This is a genomic window from Paracoccus pacificus (assembly GCF_042680785.1).
Lineage (GTDB): Bacteria > Pseudomonadota > Alphaproteobacteria > Rhodobacterales > Rhodobacteraceae > Paracoccus > Paracoccus pacificus.
Map to the genome: position 1 here is coordinate 602,933 of NZ_JBHUEN010000043.1, position 23,310 is coordinate 626,242.

Annotated in this window: 26 protein-coding genes and 1 other RNA gene; 11 read left to right on the forward strand and 16 right to left on the reverse strand. The window is 66.1% G+C overall.

The features are described 5' to 3' along the window. Positions 1-6: 6 nt before the first annotated feature. The 4 genes from ACFSCT_RS15395 to ACFSCT_RS15410 are packed head-to-tail and all read left to right on the forward strand — an operon-like array spanning position 7 to position 3,334. On the forward strand, positions 7-651 hold the full coding sequence (locus ACFSCT_RS15395) for an NADPH-dependent F420 reductase (protein WP_379144158.1): 645 nt from the start codon (positions 7-9) through the stop codon (positions 649-651). A gap of 25 nt (positions 652-676) precedes the next feature. Further along, entirely contained in the window at positions 677-1,336 is a 660-nt protein-coding gene (locus tag ACFSCT_RS15400) for a DsbA family oxidoreductase (RefSeq protein WP_379144160.1), read from the forward strand. After that, complete coding sequence (locus tag ACFSCT_RS15405; protein WP_379144161.1) at positions 1,333-2,076, forward strand: glutathione S-transferase family protein; 744 nt, start codon at positions 1,333-1,335, stop codon at positions 2,074-2,076. The genes ACFSCT_RS15400 and ACFSCT_RS15405 overlap by 4 nt, the downstream gene beginning before the upstream one ends. A gap of 55 nt (positions 2,077-2,131) precedes the next feature. Next, positions 2,132-3,334: an MFS transporter gene (locus ACFSCT_RS15410; protein WP_379144163.1), complete on the forward strand. Its 1,203-nt coding sequence runs from the start codon at positions 2,132-2,134 to the stop codon at positions 3,332-3,334. Positions 3,335-3,348: 14 nt separating this feature from the next. Here ACFSCT_RS15410 and ACFSCT_RS15415 read toward each other — a convergent pair whose 3' ends face one another. Genes ACFSCT_RS15415 through ACFSCT_RS15425 form a run of 3 tightly spaced genes read right to left on the reverse strand, consistent with a single transcriptional unit; the run spans position 3,349 to position 7,414 of the window. Next, the gene (locus ACFSCT_RS15415; RefSeq protein WP_379144164.1) at positions 3,349-5,598 is read right to left on the reverse strand and encodes a xanthine dehydrogenase family protein molybdopterin-binding subunit; all 2,250 of its coding nucleotides are present in this window, start codon (positions 5,596-5,598) and stop codon (positions 3,349-3,351) included. 2 nt (positions 5,599-5,600) lie between these two features. Next, a complete protein-coding gene (locus tag ACFSCT_RS15420; RefSeq protein WP_379144166.1) occupies positions 5,601-6,086 on the reverse strand; it encodes a (2Fe-2S)-binding protein in 486 nt (161 codons plus the stop codon). A 2-nt stretch (positions 6,087-6,088) separates the two neighbouring features. Then, on the reverse strand, positions 6,089-7,414 hold the full coding sequence (locus ACFSCT_RS15425) for a c-type cytochrome (RefSeq protein ID WP_379144167.1): 1,326 nt from the start codon (positions 7,412-7,414) through the stop codon (positions 6,089-6,091). Between the two features lie 503 nt (positions 7,415-7,917). On the opposite strand from ACFSCT_RS15425, the gene ACFSCT_RS15430 reads away from it, so the two are divergent. Further along, positions 7,918-9,183, forward strand: a complete 1,266-nt coding sequence (locus ACFSCT_RS15430) for a glutamate-5-semialdehyde dehydrogenase (protein WP_379144168.1) — start codon at positions 7,918-7,920, stop codon at positions 9,181-9,183. Between the two features lie 36 nt (positions 9,184-9,219). On the opposite strand, the gene ACFSCT_RS15435 is transcribed toward ACFSCT_RS15430, so the two are convergent. Next, complete coding sequence (locus tag ACFSCT_RS15435; RefSeq protein WP_379144170.1) at positions 9,220-9,930, reverse strand: histidine phosphotransferase family protein; 711 nt, start codon at positions 9,928-9,930, stop codon at positions 9,220-9,222. 65 nt (positions 9,931-9,995) lie between these two features. Here ACFSCT_RS15435 and ACFSCT_RS15440 point away from each other — a divergent pair, with 65 nt between their 5' ends. The 3 genes from ACFSCT_RS15440 (at position 9,996) to olsA (ending at position 11,977) form a co-directional block, all read left to right on the forward strand. After that, entirely contained in the window at positions 9,996-10,172 is a 177-nt protein-coding gene (locus ACFSCT_RS15440) for a DUF3553 domain-containing protein (RefSeq protein ID WP_379144171.1), read from the forward strand. 168 nt (positions 10,173-10,340) lie between these two features. Continuing rightward, positions 10,341-11,135, forward strand: a complete 795-nt coding sequence (gene olsB / locus ACFSCT_RS15445; protein WP_379144172.1) for an L-ornithine N(alpha)-acyltransferase — start codon at positions 10,341-10,343, stop codon at positions 11,133-11,135. Then, positions 11,132-11,977 (forward strand): lyso-ornithine lipid O-acyltransferase, encoded by an 846-nt coding sequence (olsA, locus tag ACFSCT_RS15450; RefSeq protein ID WP_379144174.1) that lies wholly within the window; start codon positions 11,132-11,134, stop codon positions 11,975-11,977. Before olsB ends, olsA begins: the two co-directional genes overlap by 4 nt. Here olsA and ACFSCT_RS15455 read toward each other — a convergent pair. The 9 genes from ACFSCT_RS15455 to ACFSCT_RS15495 form a co-directional block, all read right to left on the reverse strand. Continuing rightward, positions 11,962-12,201 carry a ribbon-helix-helix domain-containing protein gene (locus ACFSCT_RS15455; protein WP_379144408.1) on the reverse strand — a complete coding sequence of 80 codons (240 nt, stop codon included), beginning with the start codon at positions 12,199-12,201 and terminating at the stop codon, positions 11,962-11,964. The genes olsA and ACFSCT_RS15455 overlap by 16 nt on opposite strands. Before the next feature lie 10 nt (positions 12,202-12,211). Further along, positions 12,212-12,388, reverse strand: coding sequence for a DUF4169 family protein (locus ACFSCT_RS15460; RefSeq protein WP_379144175.1), 177 nt, complete (start codon positions 12,386-12,388; stop codon positions 12,212-12,214). Between the two features lie 83 nt (positions 12,389-12,471). Next, a complete protein-coding gene (locus ACFSCT_RS15465; protein ID WP_379144177.1) occupies positions 12,472-12,684 on the reverse strand; it encodes a hypothetical protein in 213 nt (70 codons plus the stop codon). Between the two features lie 295 nt (positions 12,685-12,979). Beyond that, positions 12,980-14,377: a class II fumarate hydratase gene (fumC, locus tag ACFSCT_RS15470; protein WP_379144179.1), complete on the reverse strand. Its 1,398-nt coding sequence runs from the start codon at positions 14,375-14,377 to the stop codon at positions 12,980-12,982. A 106-nt stretch (positions 14,378-14,483) separates the two neighbouring features. Further along, positions 14,484-15,041 (reverse strand): class I SAM-dependent methyltransferase, encoded by a 558-nt coding sequence (locus tag ACFSCT_RS15475; RefSeq protein WP_379144181.1) that lies wholly within the window; start codon positions 15,039-15,041, stop codon positions 14,484-14,486. Positions 15,042-15,106: 65 nt separating this feature from the next. Beyond that, complete coding sequence (locus ACFSCT_RS15480; protein ID WP_379144183.1) at positions 15,107-15,607, reverse strand: SspB family protein; 501 nt, start codon at positions 15,605-15,607, stop codon at positions 15,107-15,109. A gap of 55 nt (positions 15,608-15,662) precedes the next feature. Continuing rightward, entirely contained in the window at positions 15,663-16,898 is a 1,236-nt protein-coding gene (gene chrA, locus ACFSCT_RS15485) for a chromate efflux transporter (protein WP_379144410.1), read from the reverse strand. Between the two features lie 81 nt (positions 16,899-16,979). Continuing rightward, positions 16,980-17,333: a transfer-messenger RNA gene (gene ssrA / locus ACFSCT_RS15490) on the reverse strand. 75 nt (positions 17,334-17,408) lie between these two features. Next, on the reverse strand, positions 17,409-17,666 hold the full coding sequence (locus ACFSCT_RS15495) for a hypothetical protein (protein WP_379144185.1): 258 nt from the start codon (positions 17,664-17,666) through the stop codon (positions 17,409-17,411). Between the two features lie 127 nt (positions 17,667-17,793). Between ACFSCT_RS15495 and ACFSCT_RS15500 the strand changes: the two genes are divergently transcribed. Beyond that, the gene (locus ACFSCT_RS15500) at positions 17,794-18,417 is read left to right on the forward strand and encodes a nucleoside deaminase (protein WP_379144188.1); all 624 of its coding nucleotides are present in this window, start codon (positions 17,794-17,796) and stop codon (positions 18,415-18,417) included. Positions 18,418-18,496: 79 nt separating this feature from the next. Next, complete coding sequence (locus ACFSCT_RS15505; protein ID WP_379144190.1) at positions 18,497-19,354, forward strand: NmrA family NAD(P)-binding protein; 858 nt, start codon at positions 18,497-18,499, stop codon at positions 19,352-19,354. On the opposite strand, the gene ACFSCT_RS15510 is transcribed toward ACFSCT_RS15505, so the two are convergent. After that, entirely contained in the window at positions 19,351-20,613 is a 1,263-nt protein-coding gene (locus tag ACFSCT_RS15510; RefSeq protein WP_379144192.1) for a SulP family inorganic anion transporter, read from the reverse strand. The genes ACFSCT_RS15505 and ACFSCT_RS15510 overlap by 4 nt on opposite strands. 130 nt (positions 20,614-20,743) lie before the next feature. Further along, positions 20,744-21,784 (reverse strand): extracellular solute-binding protein, encoded by a 1,041-nt coding sequence (locus tag ACFSCT_RS15515; protein ID WP_379144193.1) that lies wholly within the window; start codon positions 21,782-21,784, stop codon positions 20,744-20,746. 148 nt (positions 21,785-21,932) lie between these two features. On the opposite strand from ACFSCT_RS15515, the gene ACFSCT_RS15520 reads away from it, so the two are divergent. Next, complete coding sequence (locus ACFSCT_RS15520) at positions 21,933-22,592, forward strand: 5'-methylthioadenosine/S-adenosylhomocysteine nucleosidase (protein WP_379144195.1); 660 nt, start codon at positions 21,933-21,935, stop codon at positions 22,590-22,592. Here the strand turns inward: ACFSCT_RS15520 and ACFSCT_RS15525 are convergent. Next, the gene (locus ACFSCT_RS15525) at positions 22,561-23,304 is read right to left on the reverse strand and encodes an SDR family NAD(P)-dependent oxidoreductase (protein WP_379144197.1); all 744 of its coding nucleotides are present in this window, start codon (positions 23,302-23,304) and stop codon (positions 22,561-22,563) included. The two genes, ACFSCT_RS15520 and ACFSCT_RS15525, sit on opposite strands and share 32 nt — an antisense overlap. Positions 23,305-23,310 lie beyond the last annotated feature (6 nt).

The window sequence follows — 23,310 nt, forward strand, 5'->3', positions numbered from 1 at the left end:
GAACATATGACCGAACCGAAAGTCATCGGCATTCTGGGCGCGGGCCGCGTCGGGACCGCGATCGCGCGCCGGGCGCTGGCCGCCGGGTATGAGGTGCGCGTCGCCTCGTCCCGGCCGGCATCCGAAATATCGCTGGTGCTGCAATTCACCGCGCCGGGTGCGATCGCCAGCGACGCGGCCGATGTGATCGCCGAAAGCGATATCGTCGTGCTGGCGCTGCCCCTGTCGAAATATCGCAGCCTCGATGCGAAGGCGCTGGCCGGCAAGATCGTCATCGACACGATGAACTATTGGGCGCCGACCGACGGCACCCTGCCGGAATTCGAGGGCGCCCCGTCCAGCAGCGAAGTGGTCGCCGACCATCTGGAAGGCGCGCGGCTGGTGCGCAGCTTCAACCATATGGGCTATCATCAGATCGACGGTGAGGCGCGCCCGAAAGGCGACCCCGACCGCCGCGCGATGGCGCTTGCCGGTGACGATGCCGATGCCCGCGCGGCCGTGGCGCGCTTCATCGACCGCATCGGCTTTGATCCGGTCGATGTCGGCGGTCTTGCGCATGCGCGTGGCTTCGCCATCGGCACGCCGGTCTTTGGCGCCGGCATGCGGCGCGATGAATTGCAGGCCGCGCTTGGCGCGCGGCTTGCCGCCTGAACGCGATAGGTAAAGGAGCCAACCCATGGCCAATCCCATCAAGATCGACATCTGGTCCGATATCGCCTGCCCGTGGTGCTATATCGGCAAGCGCCGGCTGGAGACCGCGCTGAAGGATTTCGACGGCGCCCCGGTCGAGATCGAATATCACAGCTTCCAACTGAACCCCGCCGCGCCCGCCGATTACAAGGGCACGCATGACGAATACCTGACCGGCCATCTTGGCGCCTCGATGGATCAGGTGCGGGGCATGAATCGGCAGATCACCGGGCTCGCGCGCGACGAGGGGCTGGACTATCGCCTCGACGACATCAAGGTGACCAATACCGGCAAGGCGCATGAGCTGATCCATTTCGCGGCGGCGCAGGGCAAGGGGCCAGAGATGAAGGAACGCCTGCTGCGCGCCTATTTCACCGAAGGCCGCCATGTCGGGCATGACGCCGATCTGGCCGATCTGGCCGCCGAAATCGGGCTTGACCGCGATGCGGCGCTGGCGGCGCTGACCAAGGGCAGCTATCGGCAGGCGGTGGCCGACGACAAGGCACAGGGTGCGGCGATCGGCGTTCAGGGCGTGCCGTTCTTTGTGGTCGACGGGAAATATGCCATTTCGGGCGCCCAGCCGGCCGAGCTGTTCCTGCAGGCCCTGAACAAGGTGCAATCCGAGCGCGCGGGGGCCGGGGCATGAGCGGCCTGATCCCCTTTGGTGAAACCGGGGCGGTTTGCGAAGGCGGGGTGTGCGAGAAACCCGTCGCGCTGCCGAAACTGACGCTGATCAGTTTTCCGACCTGTCCTTTCGTGCAGCGCGCGGTGATCGCGCTGAAGGAACGGGGCGTCCCGTTCGAGGTCGTCTATATCGACCTCGCCGACAAACCGGACTGGTTCCTTGCCATCTCACCGCTGGGCAAGGTGCCGGTCCTGAAGGTCGAGGCCGCGGGGCGCGAACCGGCGATCATCTTCGAAAGCACGGTCATTCTGCAATATCTTGACGAGACGTTGCCGGGCACGCGGCTTTTCCCCGAAGATGCGCTGGAACGCGCCCGTCAGCGGGCATGGGTCGAATATGCCGGCACCCTGCTGGGCGATCTGTACCGGCTGAACACGGCGACGGATCAGGCGGGGTTCGATCAGGCGCGCGCGGCGGTGAAATCGCGTCTTTTACCGCTCGAGGCTGAGGTCAAGGGTCCGTTCTTTGCCGGCGAAGGGTTTTCGGCCGTCGATGTCGTCTATGCCCCGGCTTTCCGCCAGATCGACGCGCTGAACACGCTGCGTCCCGTTGGTCTGCTGGACGATCTGCCCCGGCTTGACGGCTGGCGTCGGGCGCTTGCCGCGCGCGCCAGCGTCCGCGACGCGGTGCCCGAGGATTTCCGGGAACGCTTTCTTGCGCAACTGAACAAGGCCGGTGCCTTCGTCGTCAAACCGAATTGAACCAGATCCCCGGCCCCGGACGGGCACGGGACCACATCCGAACCGGAGCGCAACGATGGCGACACCCCAGAATGCGATGGCGCGACCCGACCCGAAGGGCCGCGCCATGCTAAGCGATCAGCGGGTCTGGGCGCTGTTGCTGGCGGCGACGCTGACCATCATGTCCAACGCCACCATCACCCCGGCCCTGCCGGGGCTGGAGGCGAGCTTTCGGGACACCCCCAACGCCGGGCTGCTGACCCGGCTTCTGGTTACCGCGCCGTCACTGCTGGTGGCGATCTCGGCCCCCTTCGTCGGCATGGCCTCGGACCGATACGGACGCCGGCCGCTGCTCTTGTCAGGGATCCTGCTTTACGCGGTCGCCGGCACGGCGGGGGCGGTTCTGCCGAGTCTCGAGGGCATATTCGCCAGCCGGCTGATCCTGGGAATCGCGGTGGCGCTGATCATGACCACGCAGGCGGCGCTGGTCGGGGATTATTTCGCCCCGCCGCTGCGTGGCCGTTTCATGGGCTGGCAGATGGGCGCCACCAATCTCGGCGGGTTCATCTTCATCGCGCTGGCGGGCTGGCTGGCCGGGATCTCGCCCCGGCTGCCTTTCCTGATCTATGCGCTTGGCTTTGTCTATCTGCCGTTTCTGTGGCGCGCCTTGCCCGAGCCGGAAGAGACCCAGAGCCCGGCCGGACACGGCGTGACCGACGGCCGTGCCGATTGGCCGCAATTCGTCGCCGTCATCGCGCTTTTGGCGGCGGGGACGCTGACCATCTTCTATATCATGCCGACGCAGATCCCGTTCTATCTGGTCAGCATCGGCCACCCCGAGCCCTCGGCCTCGGCGCAGGCGATGGCGCTTGTGACCGTCGCGGGCGGGCTTTCGGCGATCAGCTTTGCCACGGTGCGCGCAAAACTCGGGGCCGGGCTGACGCCTGCGCTGGGTTATCTGACCATTGCCGGAGGGTTCTTTGCGCTGCATTCGGGCGACACGATGGCGTCGGTCCGTATCGGCGCCCTGCTGATCGGGCTGGGGTTGGGTTATGTGATGCCGACCTTTCTGGTCTCGGCGCTGGGTGCCGCCCCCGAACATCGCCGCGGCGCGGTGTCGGGCGCGGTCACCATGGCGCTGTTTCTGGGTCAGTTTCTGTCGCCGCTGGTGGTTCAGCCGCTGGTCGAACTTTACGGCTATCCGACCACCTTCCTGATCGCCGCGATCCTGTTGCTGCCGATGGCGGCAACCATGGCCTGGATGCTGCGCAGGCGCTGAACCGGCGGCGCCCTTCAGGTCTGCATCGCGTCGCGGACCCGTTCGCGGCTCAGCGGCAGATCATGCACCCGGCGGCCGGTCGCATTGCGCAGCGCGTTGCCGATGGCGCCGCAGGTCGGGCCTTGTGCGGCCTCTCCGGCGCCAAGATAGGGCATGCCGGGCCGGTCGATGACATGGACGGCGACGCTGTCCGGCACATGCGAAAACCGCAGGATCGGATAGCTTGACCAGTCGGTGCTGGTGACGCTGGTGCTGTCGAAGGTCACGGCCTCGAAAAGCGTCCAGCTCATCGACTGAAGAATGCCGCCCTCGGTCTGATTGATGATGCCGTCGGGGCTGACCGCCTCGCCCGCGTCGATGGCCGCGACGGCGCGGACCAACCGCACATCGCCAACCGCCGGATCAAGCGCGATCTCGACCGCCAGCGCCAGATAAGAGGTGAGGTTCTTATAGCGCGCATAGGCAAAGCCCACCCCGCGCGTGCCGTCCGGCGCCGTGGCCCCGGGCCAGCCGAATTCCGACGCCGCCTTTTCGATCACGTCGCGGGCACGCTGATCGTCCAGATGCCGCAGCCGGAATTCGACCGGATCGGCCCCGGCCATCAGCGCCAGTTCGTCCATTGCGCTTTCTACGGCGAAAACATTGGCATAAGCCCCAAGCGCCCGCAGCGACGACACCCGCAAAGGGGCGCTTTCGACGAACTGCCACAGGATGCGCCGGTTCGGGATCCGGTAATAGGGGTTCGCGTTGCGGTCGCCGTTGCCGGTCGGGGAAATCGACAGCTTGCCCTTCAGCGGCGGGAAGGGATCGGTCTTGGTCTGTCCCGCCAGCAATGCCGGCGCGCCGCCGGGCCGACCGCTGTGGGTGTTGGAATAAACGTCATAAGTCCAGCCCGAGATCAGCCCGTCATCCCCCAGCTTGGCCCGCAGCTTCAGCAGCATCGCGGGCCCGTATGGCTCGTTCGCGTGTTCCTGTTCGCGCATCCAGACCAGCCGGATCGGGCGACCGGGCAATTTCGTGGCGATCAGCGCGGCATCGGCCGCCGCGTCGTCGGCGCCGTTATGGCCATAGCATCCCGACCCTTCGGCATGGATGACCCGGATCCGCGCGGGATCCATGCCCAACAGCTCGGCGATCGCGGCACGGTCCGGGAAAACCCCCTGCGTATGCGACCAGACGGTCAGGCCGTCATCCGCCATGACCGCCAGCGCGCAGGACGGCCCGATAGATCCGTGCATCATATAGGGGCGGGTGAATACCGCCTCATAGATCTTGCCCGGCGCGGCGTCGGGGTCGCCTTCCTCGGCGACGACGCCGGTTTCGCTGACATTCGCCTCCAGCCAGTCGGACATGGCGGATTGATCGGGCAGCGACGGGCCGTCTTGCCACTTGGCGCTGGCCTGCAACGCCCGCATGGCGGTGATCGCCTGAAACTCGCGCTCGGCCACCACGGCCAGAAAGCTGCCGTCGCGAATGACCGAGACCACGCCCGGCATGGCTTCGGCGGCGGCGATATCGGCGTCGATCAGCACCGCGCGGGGCGCAGCCGATCGGATCACCCGGGCGTGCAGCATGCCTTCGGGGCGCATGTCCTGAACGAAAGCCGCGCCTCCGGTCGCCTTCACGGTGATGTCGGGGCGGGGCAGGGACCGGCCGATCAGCCTGAAGCTTTCGGGCGTGGTCAGGGGCGATTCCGGTTGCGCCTCGACCTTGAGATCCGTATCCGCGACCAGCGCGCCAAAGCGCAGCCGGCGCCCGTCCGGGGCGATGATCTGGCGGTTTTCGGCGCGCATGCCCTCCGCAGGGATGCCCCAGCGGCGCGCCGCCGTCGCCATCAAAAGCGCCCGGACCTGCGCGGCGGCGTTCCGCAATGCCGTGCCGCTGTATTGGATCGTCATGCTGCCGGCGGTGAAGCCTTCGTTCGGCGTGCGGCCGGTATCGGCGTTGATCAGGGTCAACTGGTCGATGTCGACGCCCAGTTCCTCGGCCGCGATCTGCATCAGCGGCACCTTGATGCTTTGCCCCAACTCGGCCTTGCCCGAAAATACCGTGATCGTGTCGTCGGGGGCGATGTGTATCCACGCGTCAAGCATGCGCGTGTCGTCCAGACTGCCGGGCAGGTGCGGCGGCTCGGGCGTCGCGGGCGCGGCTTGCTGCGCGCGGGCCGGCAGAAAGGAAAACCCGACGATCAGGCCGCCGGCCCCGGCGATGACCTGACGCCGGGTAAGATCGAGGGGCTTTGCGATTTCGGAACCTGTCGGCATGGTCAGCCCTCCTCAACGGGGTTGGCGTCACGGTACAGTTCGGCGGCGCGCCGGATGGCCGCCATGATCCGCATATGCGTACCGCAGCGGCACAGATTGGTCTGAAAAGCCGCCCGGATGTCGCGATCCTGCGGCGCGGGATTGCCCCGCAACAGGGCTTCGGTCCGCATCATCATGCCGGGGATGCAATAGCCGCATTGCATCGCCTGCAATTCGATGAATGCCTGCTGGACCGGCCCGGGCGCCTCGGCCGAGCCAAGCCCCTCGATCGTCTCGACGGCGCCCGAGCCAATGACCGAGATTGGAGTGACGCAGGAAAGGACCGGCCGGCCGTCGATCAGCACCGTGCAGGCGCCGCATTGGCCAAGGCCACAGCCGTATTTCGCCCCGTTCAGCCCAAGATCGTCGCGCAGCACGTAAAGCAGGGGCGTTTCAGGGTCGGCGTCGACGCTGGTTTCGGTCCCGTTCACCTTCAGGGTCGTGGGCATGTTCAGTCTCCCTTGGCATTTACGTTTGCTGGGCCGCGTTCGATTCCATTGGCCGGCAACGTGGTCACGCGATAGCGGCCCGAGCGTGTGTCGCCGACGATCCGGTCAAGTCCCTGCCACGCCGGCGCGGCGGAAAAACGCGCGCGGAGATAGCCTAGCAGCGCCACCATATCGGCATCGTTCAGCGCGTTGCCGAAACCGGGCATGATCGGCGCGGCCTCGCCATCGGCGGGCGGCAGGCCGAACATCACCAGATTGACGACGTTCTGCGGATGCGGCGCATTGACCGGGGTGCTTTGCGAAAGCGGCAGGCCGCCGAAGGGTTGCGGTTTGCCGGCGTCGTGGCATTGCGCGCATGTCGCGGCATAGATCTCGGCGCCGCGTCCGGCCGGCGCATCCGCGCGGTCGGTGACACGCGGCGCGCGGCTGCCCATCTGGTCCAGCAGATAGACCGCCATCGCCTCGATATCGGCATCGGGCAGGAAGCGCAGATTGGCGGTGACCTCGGCCATCGGGCCGGCCGCGACGCCGTGGGTCTGGTTCCAGCCCTGCCGCAGATATTGTTGCAGCGTTTCCTGCGTCCACGGAACCGGCGCCGGGTTCGAGGCATTCAGCGCGACGGCCTGCCAGCCCTCGGCTTCGCCGCCGTCGAAATGGCGATTGTCGTCAAGCGCGCCGAAAGCGTTCCGGGGCGTATGGCAACCCGCGCAATGGCCCAGACCCTCGGTCAGATAGGCCCCGCGATTCCACTGATCGCTTTTGTCATCTCTGGGCGGCAACTCGCCCTTGTCGAGAAACAGCAGTTTCCAACCCGCCAGGATCGGGCGAAAGCCCAGCGGAAAGACCAGCCGGTTTGGCGTGTCTTCGCGGCGGACCGCCGGCCGGGTCATCAGATAGGCGTAAAGCGCCGCGATATCGTCATCCGAGACACGGGTGTACTGGTCATAGGGAAAGGCCGGGTAAAGATGGTTGCCCGCGCGGTCGACGCCCTCGCGCATGGCGCGGCGGAAGGCGTCGAGGCTCCAGTTTCCGATGCCGGTTTCCGGGTCGGGGGTGATGTTCGTCGAATAAATCTCGCCAAAGGGCGTCGGAATGTCGAGGCCGCCCGCGAATGCGGGCTCGCCCGGTTTGGTGTGGCAGGCGACGCAGTTTCCGACCGCCGCCAGATCCGCCCCGCGTGCAATCGTCGCGGCCGGAAATGCCTGACTGGCGGCCGAAGGGTTTTCCGGGATCGCGGGGCGCCGCGCGAGCCACAGAAAGACCGCCGCGCCGACCAGCACCAGCACCACGAACCAGGCCAATATCCGCAGTATCGCCTCTGCCCGCATCCCGAAACCTCTCAGCCAAAGTCGCGGATGACGCGCGGCGCAGCGCCGCGTTCCGCCGCATGCAGGTCCGCCCCGGTGCTTATCGCCGCCAGACGCCGGGTGGGCTCGGGCCCGGTGCGACAGGGGTGGTCCCCAGCATACATGATCCGGCCGCGTCCCGCCATCGCGCACGCAGGGACGAGGCCGGCGACACGCGCGTCGGTTGCCGTTTGAAATCCGTGGATTTTCCGGCAAATCCGCTGAAGATCAGCAGGAAGGCGCCGTAGCTGGCATGTCATCAGCGCCGTGCCGGACGGATCGGCACCGCCGCCTTTCAGGGGCTGCGTAACGGCGAAGGAACGGACGGATACAGCACCGATGCGGGGGGCGCGCAGCGGCGACGGCTATTGATCAACGGGAAAAACATGGCCATTTGTGGACTCCTGTTCCCGCAGCGGATCGGGTAAGACGACGATATGCCGCCGCGGGTGCGGACGGGACGGACAGATGGGGGCCTAAGCGCGATGAAGGACATGGATGACGCGGGAGCCTTGATCGGCCGAATGGTGGTCGATGCGCGCGAAGTGGCGGCCGAGCTTGCCTTTGCTTCGGCCGAGCGCAAGCACGCCGCCCTGATCGGTGCCGCCGACGCCGTCCTTGCGACGAAGGACGAGATTCTGGACGCCAACGCCGAAGATCTGGTTTACGCCGAGGAAAAGGGTCTGTCGCCCGCGATGATCGACCGGCTGCGGCTGGATGATACCCGGATCCGGGCGATCGCCGACGGGCTTCGGGCGGTCGCTGCCCAGCCCGACCCCGTGGGACAGGTGATCACCGAATGGGACATGGCGTCGGGCCTGCATATCCAGCGGGTGCGCACGCCGCTGGGCGTGATCGGGGTGATCTATGAAAGCCGTCCCAATGTCACCGCCGATGCCGGCGCGCTGGCGCTGAAATCCGGCAATGCGGTCATCCTGCGCGGCGGATCCGAAAGCCTGAACTCATCGGCCGCGATTCATCGCGCCATGCTTACCGGGCTGCGGCAGGCGCGGCTGCCTGAGGCCGCGATCCAGCTTGTCCCGACCCGCGACCGCGCCGCCGTATCGGCGATGCTGCGCGCGCAGGGCGGCATCGACGTGATCGTCCCGCGTGGCGGCAAGGGGCTGGTCGGTCTGGTCCAGTCCGAAGCCCGCGTTCCGGTCTTTGCGCATCTGGAAGGCATCTGCCACGTCTATGCCGACGGCGACGCGGATCTGGAAAAGGCGCGGCGGGTGGTGCTGAACGCCAAGACCCGCCGGACCGGCATATGCGGCTCGGCCGAGTGCCTGCTGATCGACCGGGCGTTCTATGACAAGCACGGCGCCGTGCTGGTCGAGGATCTGTTGAACGCGGGGGTCGAGGTGCGGGCCGCTGATGCGTTGGCCGAGATTCCCGGCACCGTCGCCGCCCGGCCCGAGGATTTCGGACATGAGTTTCTGGACATGATCATCGCGGCCAGGCTGGTCGACGGCGTGGATGAGGCGATCGCGCATATCCGCAAACACGGCTCGGGCCATACCGAGGCGATCCTGACCGAAAGCGACGCCACCGCCGCGCGCTTCTTTCAGCGGCTGGACAGCGCCATCCTGATGCGCAACGCCTCGACCCAATTCGCCGACGGGGGAGAGTTCGGCATGGGCGCCGAGATCGGCATCGCCACCGGCAAGATGCATGCGCGCGGTCCGGTCGGCGCCGAGCAGTTGACCAGTTTCAAATATCTGGTGACCGGCGACGGGACGGTGCGCGCCTGACGCTCAGCGGGGCCGGAAAAAACCCGGCGCCGCCGATCAAAAGCTGATCTCGGCGCCTTGCTCGTCAAGTTCCCATGCGATCTTGCGGCCCTGATGCGCCGCCTCGGCGGCGAGGGTCGGAAAATGGACCTCGGCCGCGGTGGGTTGGGGCGGGACGCGCGCCTCGTCCGTCGGCGTCTGGTGGCCCAGCCAATGCCACAGCGCCTGATCCGCCTTGACCCGCTGGCTTTCGCCGACCAGCCGCCAGCGGTCCTCGGCCTGTGCGACAACGACGCGGCCGCCCCACGGCATCGCGGTTTCCATGCACATCAGCGCCAGCAGGATCATCTTGATCTGGCCCTTGGGATGGTCGCTTTCGGGCTGAAAGGCGACCTTCAGCCGGCCCGCCGCCTCGACATCGGAGATGATCGTCGCGATCTCGCTGCGGCTCAGGCGCTGATCGGCGGCGGCTTGTCCGAAGGCGACCCGGAACACTCTGATCCGGCCCCGCGCGGCCTCGACGCTTTGCGCGATCAGTTGCAATTCGGGGCTGGCGGCAAGGCCGGGATATTCGCCGGTCAACCCCAGAAGCTCGACCCCGTTGCCGATCGCACCAAGAGGCGAGATCAGGTCATGGCACAAACGCGACCCGATCAGTCCGGCCAGCTCGGCCTCGCTCAGCCCCGGCACGGGCGTTCCGGGGTCCCCGGCCGGACGGGTCGCGGCTTGCAGGGTCGGTCGCGCCGGGGGCGTTGAATGAAACGACATTGGAATCTACCTTGAAACATGGGTGGATTGACCGGGCCGAGCGGGCCGGGATGAAAGGAATGCCGATGAACGAGATACTTGAACCCGGCATGATCGTCCGTCATCCCGGCGCGCCGGAATGGGGCGAAGGGCAGGTGCAAAGCCGGGTTGGCGACCGCATCACGGTAAATTTCACCGAGGCGGGAAAACAGGTGATAGACGGCCGGCGCATCGCGTTGATACTGGTCGGTGTCACTGGGTAAAATCCAATTCGCGTCACGTGAACGATAACACAACCCCGGGGCGAGTCAATTCGTGCCCGACGTTTTTGGAGAGACTTCTGTCCCATATGATTGCTTTTGGCGCGTTCCGGCCTTATCACCGCCCCCTCTCTTTGCCGTTCCGGCGTCGGTGAACAGGATGCTGTTGTTTTGACCGTTCTTCCAGATCCCGGTCCGTTCGATGTGCGACTTGCGCGATCCGAGACCGATCTGCTGTCGGCGCAGCGGCTGCGCTATCGCGTGTTCATCGAGGAAATGGGCGGGGACGGCGCGCTGGTCGACCACGATGCCCGGTTGGAGCGGGACGAGTTCGACCCGGTCGTCGATCACCTGCTGCTGATCGACCGCAGGCAGCCGCCGGGCTCGCTGGATTATGTCGTTGGGGTCTACCGGCTGCTGACCGATCGCGCGGCCGAGAAATTCGGCCGGTTCTACTGCGATGCCGAATATGATCTGACGCCCTTGCGCCGCTCGGGCCGCAGGCTGCTGGAACTGGGTCGGTCCTGCGTCGCGCCCGAGCATCGCGGCGGCACCGGGGTTTTCCTGATGTGGAACGCGCTGGCCGAATATGTGCTGGAGCGCGAGTTGGAGATCATGTTCGGCGTCGCGAGCTTTCACGGCACCGACGTGCAGGCGCTGGCGCAGCCGCTGTCGTGGCTGCATCACAAGCACCGCGCGCCGGATGATCTGTGCCCGACCGCGCTGCCGCAGGGCTTTCAGCGCATGGATCTGGTCCCGCGTGCCGATCTGAACCAGCGCGCGGCGATGGTGGGGATGCCGGCGCTGATCAAGGCCTATCTGCGGCTGGGCGGCACGGTCGGCAATGGCGCCTTTCTGGACCATGAGTTCAATACCACCGACGTGTTTCTGCTGATGGACACGGCGCGCATGTCGCAGCGGCATCGGGGGTTCTACGCCCGCCGCGCCGAGGGCCCGGGGGCATGAGCCGCATCGACGCCGGCCGGGGCGAAGCGACCTGGCGGGGCGCGCCCCAGCCGGTCAACGCCCGGCCCGGGCTTGTCGGCTGGCTCCGCGCGCTGCTGCGCGGCGCCGGTATCGTGCTGGTGCTGCTCGCCGGGGTGATCGGGCTGTTGATCCTGCGCCTGATCGAGCGGCCGTTTCACGGCCCGCGTCGCCCGTGGACCGGCCCGTGGGTGCAGGGGGTCTGCCGGATATGTCTTGGCATAATCGGTCTGGGCTGGCGCCGGATCGGCACACCGATGAAGGGTTTCGGGGCGGCGGTCGCCAATCACTCGACCTGGCTCGACATCTTCACCCTGAACGCGGCGATGCCGATCTTCTTCGTGTCAAAATCCGAGGTGGCGGGCTGGCCGGGCATCAATATCCTGACCAAGGTGACCAATACCCATTTCGTGCGCCGCGATCCGAAGTTTGCGCGCGCGCAGGCGGCCGAGTTCGCCGAGCGCACCGCCGCCGGGCACCGGCTGTTGTTTTTCCCCGAGGGCACCTCGACCGACGGCCGGCGGATTCTGCCGTTCAAGGCGACCTTGTTTCAGGGGTTTCTGGCGCCCGAACTGCCCGACGGTCTGGCCGTCCAGCCGGTCACCGTCAATTATTTCGCGCCCGAGGGCGAGGATCCCCGATTTTACGGCTGGTGGGGCGACATGGACCTTGGCTCGCATCTGCTGAAGGTGCTGAGCGCGGGCCGTCAGGGACATGTGAGCGTGACATTGCATCCGCCGGTTCCGGTCAAGGGCTTGGACCGCAAGGAGCTTTCGCGCCGCTGTGAGGCGGCGGTCCGGCAGGGTTTTCAGGCCGGGGGCTGACCGGGCTTTCCCGCGCGGGTCAGAACGTCCAGCACGAACAACCGGCAGGCGGTGCCAAGCCCGACGTCGGGCGGTCGTGCATGGTCGATTTCCGCGATCAGCGCCGCGCGGGTGGTGCCGCGCGCATGCGCCGCGCTGTCCAACGCCCGCCAGAATGCGGTTTCCAGACTGACCGAGGTGCGATGCCCGTCGATGGAAACCGACCGTTTGGCCGGCGCATCCATCGGCGGCAGATCAATCGTCACGCTTCACCCCGTCGAGATGTTTAGCCGCACGGTCGCGGTCGGCCTTCTCGGCCAGCTTCTGGGCCTTGCTGCGGCCGTGTTTCGCGGCATTGGCGTCGGCCTCGCGCCTGGCATCCGTGCGGGATTTCTGTTTGCGGAAACGGTTGAGGTTGGTGATTTGGGTCATTTGCGGGAAGGATAGCGAAAGTTGGCAGCGGCAGAAATGGCAGCAAAGCGGGAGGAAGTTTCCATTGGCTGTCTCGTTCCGAGTTAGAGCCTGATCTGCCTGACCGCGCCATCTGCATCACGTTCCCACTGCTGGACAAAATAAACAACCTCTTCAAGCGTTTCGCCCGGATGCGACGTCGTGCACAAAAACCGTGCATCGGAACTGCCATCGCCGACGACAATTTCATCAATAAGATCCTCGATTTTTTGGCAATCTGGTCCGACTATTGCCACAAGCGAGGCACCGTCCAGCAAGCAGCGTTCAACGAACGCCTCTAGACGTGAAGGGTCGGACAAGGGGCTGTGAAGAATATATTTAGGTGCACCCGGCATGGGCTGTAGCTTGGGGATATCCCGCTGAAGAAGCAAACTGAAAATGGGAGCAAGGCGGGCAGTTTCCTCGGATGGAGATCGCGCGGCGGCGCTGAACGGACCTTCGACGTGGCCGCGCCATACTGTGACCCAAGGAGGTGTCGGCAGCGGCTACCCACTGCCCTGAATTCAGCAAAAGGCGCGCCACAATGGGCGCGCCTTTTGGGGTTCGGTCAGATCAGTCTTCCGGCCCGATCATCAGCTCCGGGCGCACCACCTTGTCAAACGTCTCGCCATCGACGAAGCCGAGGTTGATCGCCTCTTCACGCAGCGTGGTGCCGTTCTTATGCGCGGTCTTGGCGACCTTGGTGGCATTGTCGTAACCGATGGTCGGCGCCAGCGCCGTGACCAGCATCAGCGATTCCTTCATCAGCTTGTCGATCCGCGCGATGTTCGCCTGCGTCCCTACGACCATATTGTCGGTAAAGGACCCCGCCGCGTCGCCCAGCAGTTGCATGCTCTGCAGCACGTTATAGGACATCATCGGGTTGTAGACGTTCAGCTCGAAATGCCCCTGCGAGCCGGCGATGGTCACCGCCGCATCATTGCCCATGACATGGGCGCAGACCATGGTCAGCGCCTCGGCCTGGGTCGGGTTGACCTTGCCCGGCATGATCGAGGAACCGGGCTCGTTTTCCGGCAGGATCAGCTCACCCAGACCCGAACGGGGACCCGAGCCGAGCAGGCGCAGGTCGTTCGCGATCTTGAACAGGCTCGCCGCGATGGTTTTCAGCGCGCCCGAAAAGAACACCATGGCGTCATGGGCGGCCAGCGCCTCGAACTTGTTCGGCGCGGTGACGAAGGGCAGGCCGGTGATCTTGGCGATCTCGGCGGCGATTTCCTTGTCCCAGCCCTTCTTGGTGTTCAGCCCGGTGCCGACGGCGGTGCCGCCCTGCGCCAGCTCGTAAATCTGCGGCAGGCACAGGTTTACCCGTTCGATCCCCATCCGCACCTGATGCGCATAGCCGGAAAATTCCTGCCCCAGGGTCAGCGGCGTCGCGTCCTGGGTATGGGTGCGGCCGATCTTGATGATGTCCTTGAACTCGGCCGATTTCGCCTCAAGCGCGGCGGCGAGCTTCTCGAGCCCCGGCAGCAGCACGTCGCGGGCCTGCATGCCGATGGCGACATGCATCGCGGTCGGGAAGGTGTCGTTCGAGGACTGGCCCATGTTCACGTGATCATTCGGGTGAACCGGCTTCTTGCTGCCCATCTCGCCGCCCAGAATCTCGATGGCGCGGTTCGAGACGACCTCGTTCGCGTTCATGTTCGACTGCGTGCCCGAGCCGGTCTGCCACACCACCAGCGGGAAATTGTCGTCGAACTTGCCCTCGAACACCTCGGTCGCGGCCTGCTCCATGGCCTGCCCGATCTTGGGGTCAAGCCGGCCTTCACGCATGTTCACCCGCGCGGCGGCCAGCTTGATCGCCCCCAGCGCCCGGATGATCGGGACCGGCTGACGTTCCCAGCCGATCGGAAAATTGATGATCGAGCGCTGAGTCTGCGCCCCCCAGTATTTGCTGGAATCGACCTCGAGCGGGCCAAAGCTGTCGGTTTCGGTGCGGGTGGATTTTGCCATGTCAGGACCCCTTCGGCGGATTTGCCGGTGTTCTAGACGCCGTGCCCGGGATTCGCAAACAGTATGCGAATGCATGCCGGCGACGCCGGCCCCTCCGCCCCCCGGTTCAGGCAGGTTCCTGACGAAAGATATAGACCCGCGCCGGCGGCAGGTTGTTCCAGATCCGGGGGCTTTTCACGTGGCGAAGCCCGAACTGTCGGCGCACGTTTTCAGATAGCGGAGCGACCGGGCTATAGGTGATCTGCACGAAGGGCGCGCCGGGCTTCATCATCCGCAGCGCGGCCCCGACGATCGCGGCCTGCAACGCATCGGGCATCGGCAGCGTCGGCACCCCCGAAATCACCGCATCCAGCGGCCCGCGCCCGACATTGACCATTTCCTGCGCCGGCAGGTTATGGACCCGGACGGTCGGGAACCGCTGCCGCAGACGTTCGCAGAAGGCCGCGTTCAGCTCGTAAAGCTCCAGCCGTTCGGGGGGCAGGTTACGGTCCAGAATCGCCTGGGTGATCGTGCCGGTGCCCGCGCCGATCTCGGCCACGGCCTGCATGGTCGGGATCACCACCCGCGCCATTTCGCGCGCGGTGGCGCGCCCGGTCGGCGCAATGGCGCGCACCTCTGACGGGCGACGCAGAAACTGGCGGATGAACAGCGACAGATCGGACAAGGCGGGTCTCCTGCAAAAGTGCCGAGACCGCCTTTATTGCCTGCAGGTGACAGGGTGATGACGGTTTATTTCCGCCACTTGTCCAGACTGACGACCTCGGCCCCGCTGCCGCCTTTCGGCTTGGTCGCGGGTTCCTCGACGGTGTCGTCTTCGTCAAAGCCGTCCTCGCCGTCCGGTTCGTCCTCATCCTCGTCCTCGACGTCTTGCGTTTCAAAGCGCAGGCCGAATTCGACCGAGGGATCGACAAAGGTGCGCAGCGCCGAGAAGGGAATCACCAGCGGCTCGGGCGAGTTGCCGAAGTTCAGCGTGATCGTGAACCCGTCCGGGTTCACGGTCAGGTTCGAGAACCAGTTCTGAATGACGATGGTCATTTCCTCGGGATAGCGGTCGCGCAGCCAGTCGGCGATCTCGACGCCATCTTCGCGGGTGTCGAAGGTGATGAAGAAATGATGCTCACCCGGCAGACCGTTTTCGGCCACACCCTGCAAAACCTCCGAGATCAGCCCCTGCATGGCGCGATGCATGAGGTTGCCATAGTCGATGGTTCGTGTCGGTGTGCGTGCCATTCGGCCCCCGTGTCTTTTGCCCGACCATAGGTCAGCCTCCCGGGGTTGGAAAGGCCTAAGGAACCGTTCCGGACATGACGAAGTACAGGATGCCGGTCAGGGCGGACAGCGCCAGAACCAGCGCCAGCGGCCAATGCAGGCGCAGCAGCAGGATCGCCGCGATCACCACCAGCGCCACCGCCGGCAGATCGACCGAGGCCAGATCGGGCAGCGCGAAGGGGCCAAGGCGCAGGCCGTTCGGCCGGGTGAAGATCACCTGAGCCGCGAACCAAAGCCCCAGCGAGGCGATCACGCCGACCGCCGCCGCGCTGATCCCGGCCAGCGCGGCGGACAGCCGCGGCAGGCTGGCCAACCGTTCGATATGCGGGGCGAATGCGATGATCCAGACCAGCGAGGGCACGAAGGTGACCCACAGGGTCAGCGCCGCCGCCGTCAGCGCCATGGCTGGCCCGCCCTGTGCGTGACCGGCCAGATAGGCGGCGAATTCGGTCACCAGAATCAACGGCCCCGGCGTGGTTTCGGCCAGCGCCAGCGCGTCGATCATCTGCGCCGTGGTGATCCAGCCAAGCGAATTGGCGATGGTCTGCACCATTGCCGCAAGTACCGTATAGGCACCCCCGAAGGTGACCAGCGCCAGACGGCTGAAATAAAGCCCGAGCGTGGTCAGGAATTCGCTTCCCGACAGCGCGACCAGCCCGACCGGCAGTATCCAGATCGCGGCGCCGATCATGAGAATGCCAAGACTGCGCCGGGCGTGTCCCTGCGCGGCCGGAACCTCGTCCGTGGCGGGGGCGGGGGGCAGGAAAACCACCCCCGCCACGGCCGCCATGATGACGACCAGCCAGAACGGGATCCCGGCGACCATCAGCGCGGCCAGCGCAGCCCCGGCGATGATCCGCTCGCGTCCGCCGGTCAGCGCCCGGCGCGACAGCCGCAACAGGGCCTCGGCCACGATGGCGACGACGGCGGCGCGCAGGCCCCAGAAGGCGGCGTCGACCAGCGGCAGGCTGCGATATTCGATGTAAAGCGCGGCCAGCGCCAGCACCACGGCCGCACCGGGCAGGATGAACAACCCGCCGCCGATCAGCGCCCCGCCGATACCGGCACGCCGCCAGCCGGCATAGGCGGCAAGCTGCGTCGCCTCGGGTCCCGGCAGGAACATGCAAAAGCTGAGCGCGCGCAGGAATGCCGGTTCGTCCAGCCAGCGCCGTTCCTCGACCAGTTCGCGGTGGATCAGCGCGATCTGCGCCGCCGGGCCGCCAAAGGACAGAAGTCCGATGCGACCGAACACTGACAACAATTCGCCATATCCGCCTGACATTTGCGCAGCATAACAGCGTGGGCTGAAGGATATGTAAATGAAACGGGGGAAAATGCAGGATTCTGTTGCCAGGCTCCTGCGGGCCCCGCCTTACGCTGCTAAGCGCAAGGAGTTAGGTTTCGGTTACTCGAACTGCTTACGCAGCCAGAGCGACCGGAGCACGGTTGTCGTTGGCAACTGTACTTTGCGCACCGATAACGGTGGTAGCTCACCGAGGCAAAGACATCCCCTTTACACGTTCGTCGATCCTGTTTCGGCCCCATGTTCCCCCAACGAGGGTGATTGGTGGAGCCGCCGGGTACCGCCCCCGGGTCCGATCCGCTTATTCCGAGCGCGTTTATGCCCATAGTCCGGGCGAACCCGGACCCACCGAATATAGGCGTGCGGGGAAGGGGCCGCAAGTGCCGCCGGGTCACGGGCAGATGTGCTGCCGCGCGGCCTCGGGCCCGGTCAGCTTCGCAGCTTCCGCCGCCAAGATGATCAGCCATCGTTGATACCGGGAAAGGTTTTCCGGGTGACATGGGCGCTCCGGTCCTCGGCCGAGACGGTAAAGGGCCGGACTTGCGGCAGGGCGATCAGGTCGGTCTCAGCCGTGCCGGGTGGGAAAGCTGCGGCGACGCGGCGGGCGAAGGTCTCGCTTGCGCCGGTCCGGGGCAGGTCACGGGCCAGTTCCGGCATCTCGGGCGGGGGCACAAAAAGCTGCGGCGCGATGGCAAAGCGCCACAGCGCCGTCAACACCAGCGGCGCCAGAAACAGGGCAACGGCGGCATTTCAGATCATGCCCTCGGACCCCGACTGCGGCGATTTCTGCGCTCAAGCGCCGCATGGTCTTGCGCCGCTCATCCTTCCGCGCTTTGCTTCGGGGATGAGCGACAGAACCATCCCCTCGACCGAGTCGCAACTGACCGACTCGCAGCTGGCCGCCGCCCTGCTGGGCGCCATCGAAAACCATGTGCTGCCGCTGACCCGGCAGGGCGTGGCCGCCGGCAACAAGATCTTCGGCGCCGCGTTGCTGCGCAAATCCGACGGCAGCGTGGTGCTGGCCGAGACGAATAACGAGACCGAAAATCCGCTCTGGCATGGCGAGGTGCATCTGCTGAAGCGCTATCGCGAGGTGGCGGGTCTGCCCCCGCCGGAACAGCTGATCTTCCTCAGCACGCATGAGCCGTGCAGCATGTGCCTGTCGGCGATCACATGGGCGGGCTTCGACAATTTCTTCGACTTCTTCACCCATGAGGACAGCCGCGACAGTTTCGCCATTCCGCATGACCTGAAGATCCTGAAAGAGGTTTTCACGCTCGATCCCGGCGGATACCGGCGCCAGAACGCCTATTGGACGGCGCGAAGCGTCGCCGAGGTGATCGACGGCGCCGATGCCGCGGCGCAGCCGGCCCTGCGCGCGCGGGTCAAGGCGATCCACGACGAATATGCGGCGCTGTCGGACAGCTATCAGGACGGCAAGGCGGGGAACGCGATTCCGCTGCGCTAGATGCATCATGCCCTGCTGACGGGTTATGTCAGGAGCGCCGTGCTAATTCCGGATCATGGTTTGATCGCAGGAGGGCACGATGTTCGTTCTGATCGGAGGGACGGGGCAGGTCGGCTCGGCGGCGGCGCGGGCGCTGCTGGCGAAAGGGCACAAGGTCACCGTCATCACCCGCAACCGCACGCACGGGGCCGGACTTGAAGCCGCCGGGGCGCGGGTCGCCGAAGTGGATATCCGCGACGTGGCCGCGTTGCGCGCGGTCCTGCAAACGGGCCGCCGCGCCTTCCTGCTGAACCCGCCGGCCGATCCCTCCGACGACACCGACCGGGAGGAGCGGCGGAATGTCGCGGCGATCATCGCGGCGCTGGACGGCTCGGGGTTGGAGAAAGTGGTCGCGCAATCGACCTATGGCGCGTTTCAGGGAACGGCCTGCGGCGACCTGACCGTGCTGCACGAGATGGAGGCGCGCCTGTCGGCCCAACCCATCCCGGTGGCGATCAATCGCTGCGGCTATTACATGAGCAACTGGGCCGCCATGGCCGATACCGTGCGCCATACCGGAATCCTGCCCAGCTTTTTCCCCGCCGATCTTGAACTGCCGATGGTCGCGCCCGAGGATCTGGGGCAAGCGGCGGCGGCGCGGCTGCTTTCCTCCTGCGAGGATGTCGGGCTGTGCCATGTCGAAGGCCCCGAACGCTATACGCCGCGTGATGTTGCAGATACCTTCGCCGCAGCCCTTGATCGGGTCGTCGCGGTCGAGGAAATTCCGCAGCCGGCGCTGGAAGCGACGTTCAGGTCATTTGGTTTTTCGAAGCCCGCTGCCGCTTCCTATGCCTGCATGACCCGGCGGTTGATCGATGGTCAGACCAAGGCCAGCACCCCGCCGCAGCGCGGGCGAACGAGCCTTGCCGCCTATATCCGCAGGTTGGTCGCGACCTAGCGATCCGGCGGGGTCCAGTCGGCGGGGGGCACCTTGCGGCGTTGCAGGCGCAGCGCAAGGCCGATGGCGACGCCCGCGCCGATGGCGATGGTCAGATCGGCGACGACGGTCAGCACCATGGTCATCAGCATCAGGAACTGGTCCGAGCGGCGTTCGGCCAGATAGGCGCGCCAGCGATGCGGCTCGGCCATGTTCCACGCGGTCAGGATCAGCAGGGCGGCCAGCGCCGGCAGCGCCAGCCGCCCGGCAAGCGGCGCCGCGACCAGCATCACGATCAGGATGGTCAGCGCATGGACGATCCCCGCGACGGGGGTCTTGCCACCGGCGCGCACGTTCGTCGCGGTGCGCGCGATGGCGCCGGTCGCCGGCAGCCCGCCGAACAGGGCCGAGCCGATATTGGCCCATCCCTGCGCCATGATTTCGGCATTGGGGCGGTAATTGCCGCCGATCATGCGGTCGGCGACCATGGCCGACAAAAGCGATTCGATCCCGGCCAGAAAGGCGATGATCAGCGCCGAGGGCAGCAGCTCGGCGATCAGGCTCAGGCTCATGGATGGCAGCGCGGGCATGGGCAGGCCGCGCGGCAGTTCGCCGAAACGGCTGGCGATGGTGTCGATCGGCAGGCTTGCCAGCGCCGCGACGGCCGAGGTCAGGCCGACCGCCACGATCAGCCCCGGGAAACGCGGCGCGGCGCGGCGCAGGATCACGATCAGCGCCACGGTCGCGACGCCGATCGCCAGCGATGTCAGTGACAGGGTGTCGCGGCCCTGCCACAGCGCGGCGACCTTGGGAAAGAAGGCGGCGGGCAGGTCGGCGATCTGCATGCCGAAGAAATCCTTCAACTGGCTGGTGGCGATGATGATGGCGATGCCGATGGTGAAGCCGTTGATCACCGGCTCGGGCACCAGACGGATCAAGTTTCCGGCCCGCAGCAGGGCCGCAACGATCAGGATCACCCCGGCCATAAGCGTCGCCAGAACCAGCCCGGCAAAGCCATGGGCGGCGATGACGCCATAGACCACCACGATAAAGGCCCCGGTCGGGCCGCCGATCTGGACCCGGCTGCCGCCAAGGGCGGAGATCAGGAACCCGGCCACCACCGCGGTGACGATGCCGGTCTGCGGCGCCGCCCCCGAGGCGATGGCGATGGCCAGACTCAGCGGCAACGCCACCATGGCCACCGTGACCCCGGCGATCAGGTCGGCCCGCAGCGTCGCGGCGTCATAGTCTTGCAATGTCGTCAGTATCTTGGGTTTCATTCCGGCCGCATCCGTTTGCCCGCACGCTGCGCCCCGCCGGGGGCGTTTTGCAAGCGAAAAGGCGGCCCCTGCGGACCGCCCTTAAGCATTGTGACATTTTGCCGTTGGGACATTTCACCGTCGGGCCCGGTCAGAACCCGGCTTTGATCTTCTCGAACTCGGCCAGTTGCTTTTCGCGCTGCGCGGGATCGTTCGGGGTCTGGGACAGCACGGGCGCGTTGATCGGACCCAGACCGGCGTCGACCAGCTCCTGCGGCGTGATCGAGGCCATTGCCTTCGGCACGGTCAGACCATAACCGATCGTGTCCAGAAGCCCGCGCGCGCCTTCGGGCGTCAGCCAGGCGTTGATGAAATCATAGGCCTTGTCTTCCTTGCCCGGGCCGTCCTTCAGGTTCACGAACCCGCAGAAGAAGTCGGACGAGCCTTCCTTGGCCTCGCGCTGGAACCCGACGGGATAGTCTTCCTGCTTCAAAAGCGTCGGGCCGTCGTTCCACGACCACGCCACATCCACCGCGCCCGAGGCCATCAGCTGGCTCATCTCGGCCGGGTCGGCCCAATAGGCCGAGACGTTCTTATGCGCCTCGCGCAGCCAGTCGGCGGCGGTCTTGAACTGTTCGTCGGTGACCTTGGTCCAGTCGGTCACGCCGGTCGCCAGATAGGCCAGCGCCCAGACGTCGTCGGCGCTGTCGGGCAGGCTGGTGCGACCCTGATAGGCGGGGTTGGTAAAGACCTGAAGCGTCGCCACATCCTCGGCCGGGACGTTTTCGGTGTTATAGGCGACGGCGGTGGCGCCCCAGTCGGTCGGGATGTACCAGACCCCGCCGTCATCCTTGAAAATCGGCGAGTTCAGGAATTTCGGGTCGATGTCCGCGAAGGCCGGGATCTTCGAGGTGTCCCAGGGCTCGATCAGGCCGGCGTCGCGGTATTTCGACACCATCTGCGAACAGGGGTGGGCGATGTCGGCCTTGAAGCCGGATGCGAGCTTTTGATAGGCCTCGTCGTCGTCGCCGTAAAAGGCGAATGTCGGGCTGTCGCCGTTCTTGTCGATATAGCCCTGGAAAATCACCGGCTCTTCAAACCCCGCCCAGTCGAAAACCGTAAGCTCAGGGTCGGCGGCGAATGCCGGGGCCGCGAGCAGGGCCAAGGCGGCGGTGGTACGAAACAATTTCATCGGCGCGTTCATGGACGGGATCATCGGCTGGGGCCTTTCATGCTGCTGGTCCCGGTCGACGCTAGCGGGCATCGCCGGTCCTATCAAGTAACCCTTGCATGGCGGATGCATTGCGGCCCAATTATGCGCGCGCCATCAGGGGATACCCATGCCATCCAACGTCTCGCCCGAACGGATCGCCGGTCATGACGTGCTGTTCGTCATGGCGGCAGAGGCCGAATACGGGCCGGCGCTGCGGGCGCGGATCAGCCCGTTGATGACCGGGGTGGGGCCGGTGGAATCGGCGGTCGTGCTGGCGGCTTATCTGGCGCGGATAAAAAACCTGCCGGATCTGGTCGTCAGCCTTGGCTCGGCCGGATCGGCGCGGCTGCCGCAAGGTGCGGTGTTTCAGGCCGGCTCGGTCGCCTATCGCGACATGGATGCGAGCGCCTTGGGCTTTCCCCGTGGCCAGACCCCGTTTCTGGACCTGCCGCCGGTGGTGCATCTGCCGCTGCGTCTGCCCGATGTGCCGGTCGCGAGCCTGTCGACCGGGGCCGATATCGTCAGCGGGCCGGCCGCCTATGCCCGGATCGCCGAGGATATGGTGGATATGGAAAGCTGGGCGGTGCTGCGGGCCTGCCAGCATTTCCGCCTGCCGATGATCGGTTTGCGGGGCATATCGGATGGCGCGGCCGAACTGTCGCATATCGGCGACTGGACGCAATATCTGCACCACATCGACCAGCGGCTGGCCGCGACGCTGGACGGGTTGGAGGATGGCTTGCGGGGCGGGATGCTCAGCGCATCCGCAACGCCCCGTCCAGCCTGATCACCTCGCCGTTCAGATAGCCGGTTTCGATGATGAAGCCGGCGGTGCGGGCGAATTCGACGGGATCGCCCAGCCGGCGGGGAAAGGTCACCTCGGCGGCAAGACTGTCCTGCACGTCCTGGGGCAGGCCGCGCAGCATCGGGGTGGCAAAGATGCCGGGCGCGATCGCGCAGACCCTGATGCCCACGCCGGCCAGATCGCGCGCCAGCGGCAGGGTCATGCCGGCAATCCCCGCCTTCGACGCGGCATAGGCCGCCTGACCCTTTTGGCCGTCAAAGGCCGCGACGCTGGCGGTGTTGATGATCACGCCACGCTCGGGCCCGTCGTTTTCCGCCATCGCGGCGGCGGCAAGACGCAGCACATTGAAACTTCCGATCAGGTTCACGTCGATGATGCGGCGAAAGCTGTCCAGCCGGTGCGGGCCATCACGGCCAAGCGTGCGTTCGCCGGCGACGATCCCGGCGCAGTTGACGCAGACCGAAATCCGCCCCATCGCGCCACGGGCCGCCGCGACCGCGCCCGCGACGCTCACCTCATCCGTCACATCGGTTTCGGTAAAGCCGGCACCGATGCTATCGGCGAACCGGGCGCCGGCCGGATCGCGGTCAAGGATATGGACGCTGGCGCCATGGCCGCGCAGATATTCGGCCGTCGCGCCGCCCAGACCCGAGGCGCCGCCGGTGACGATGGCATGGGCCTGATCAAGGTTCATCGCGCC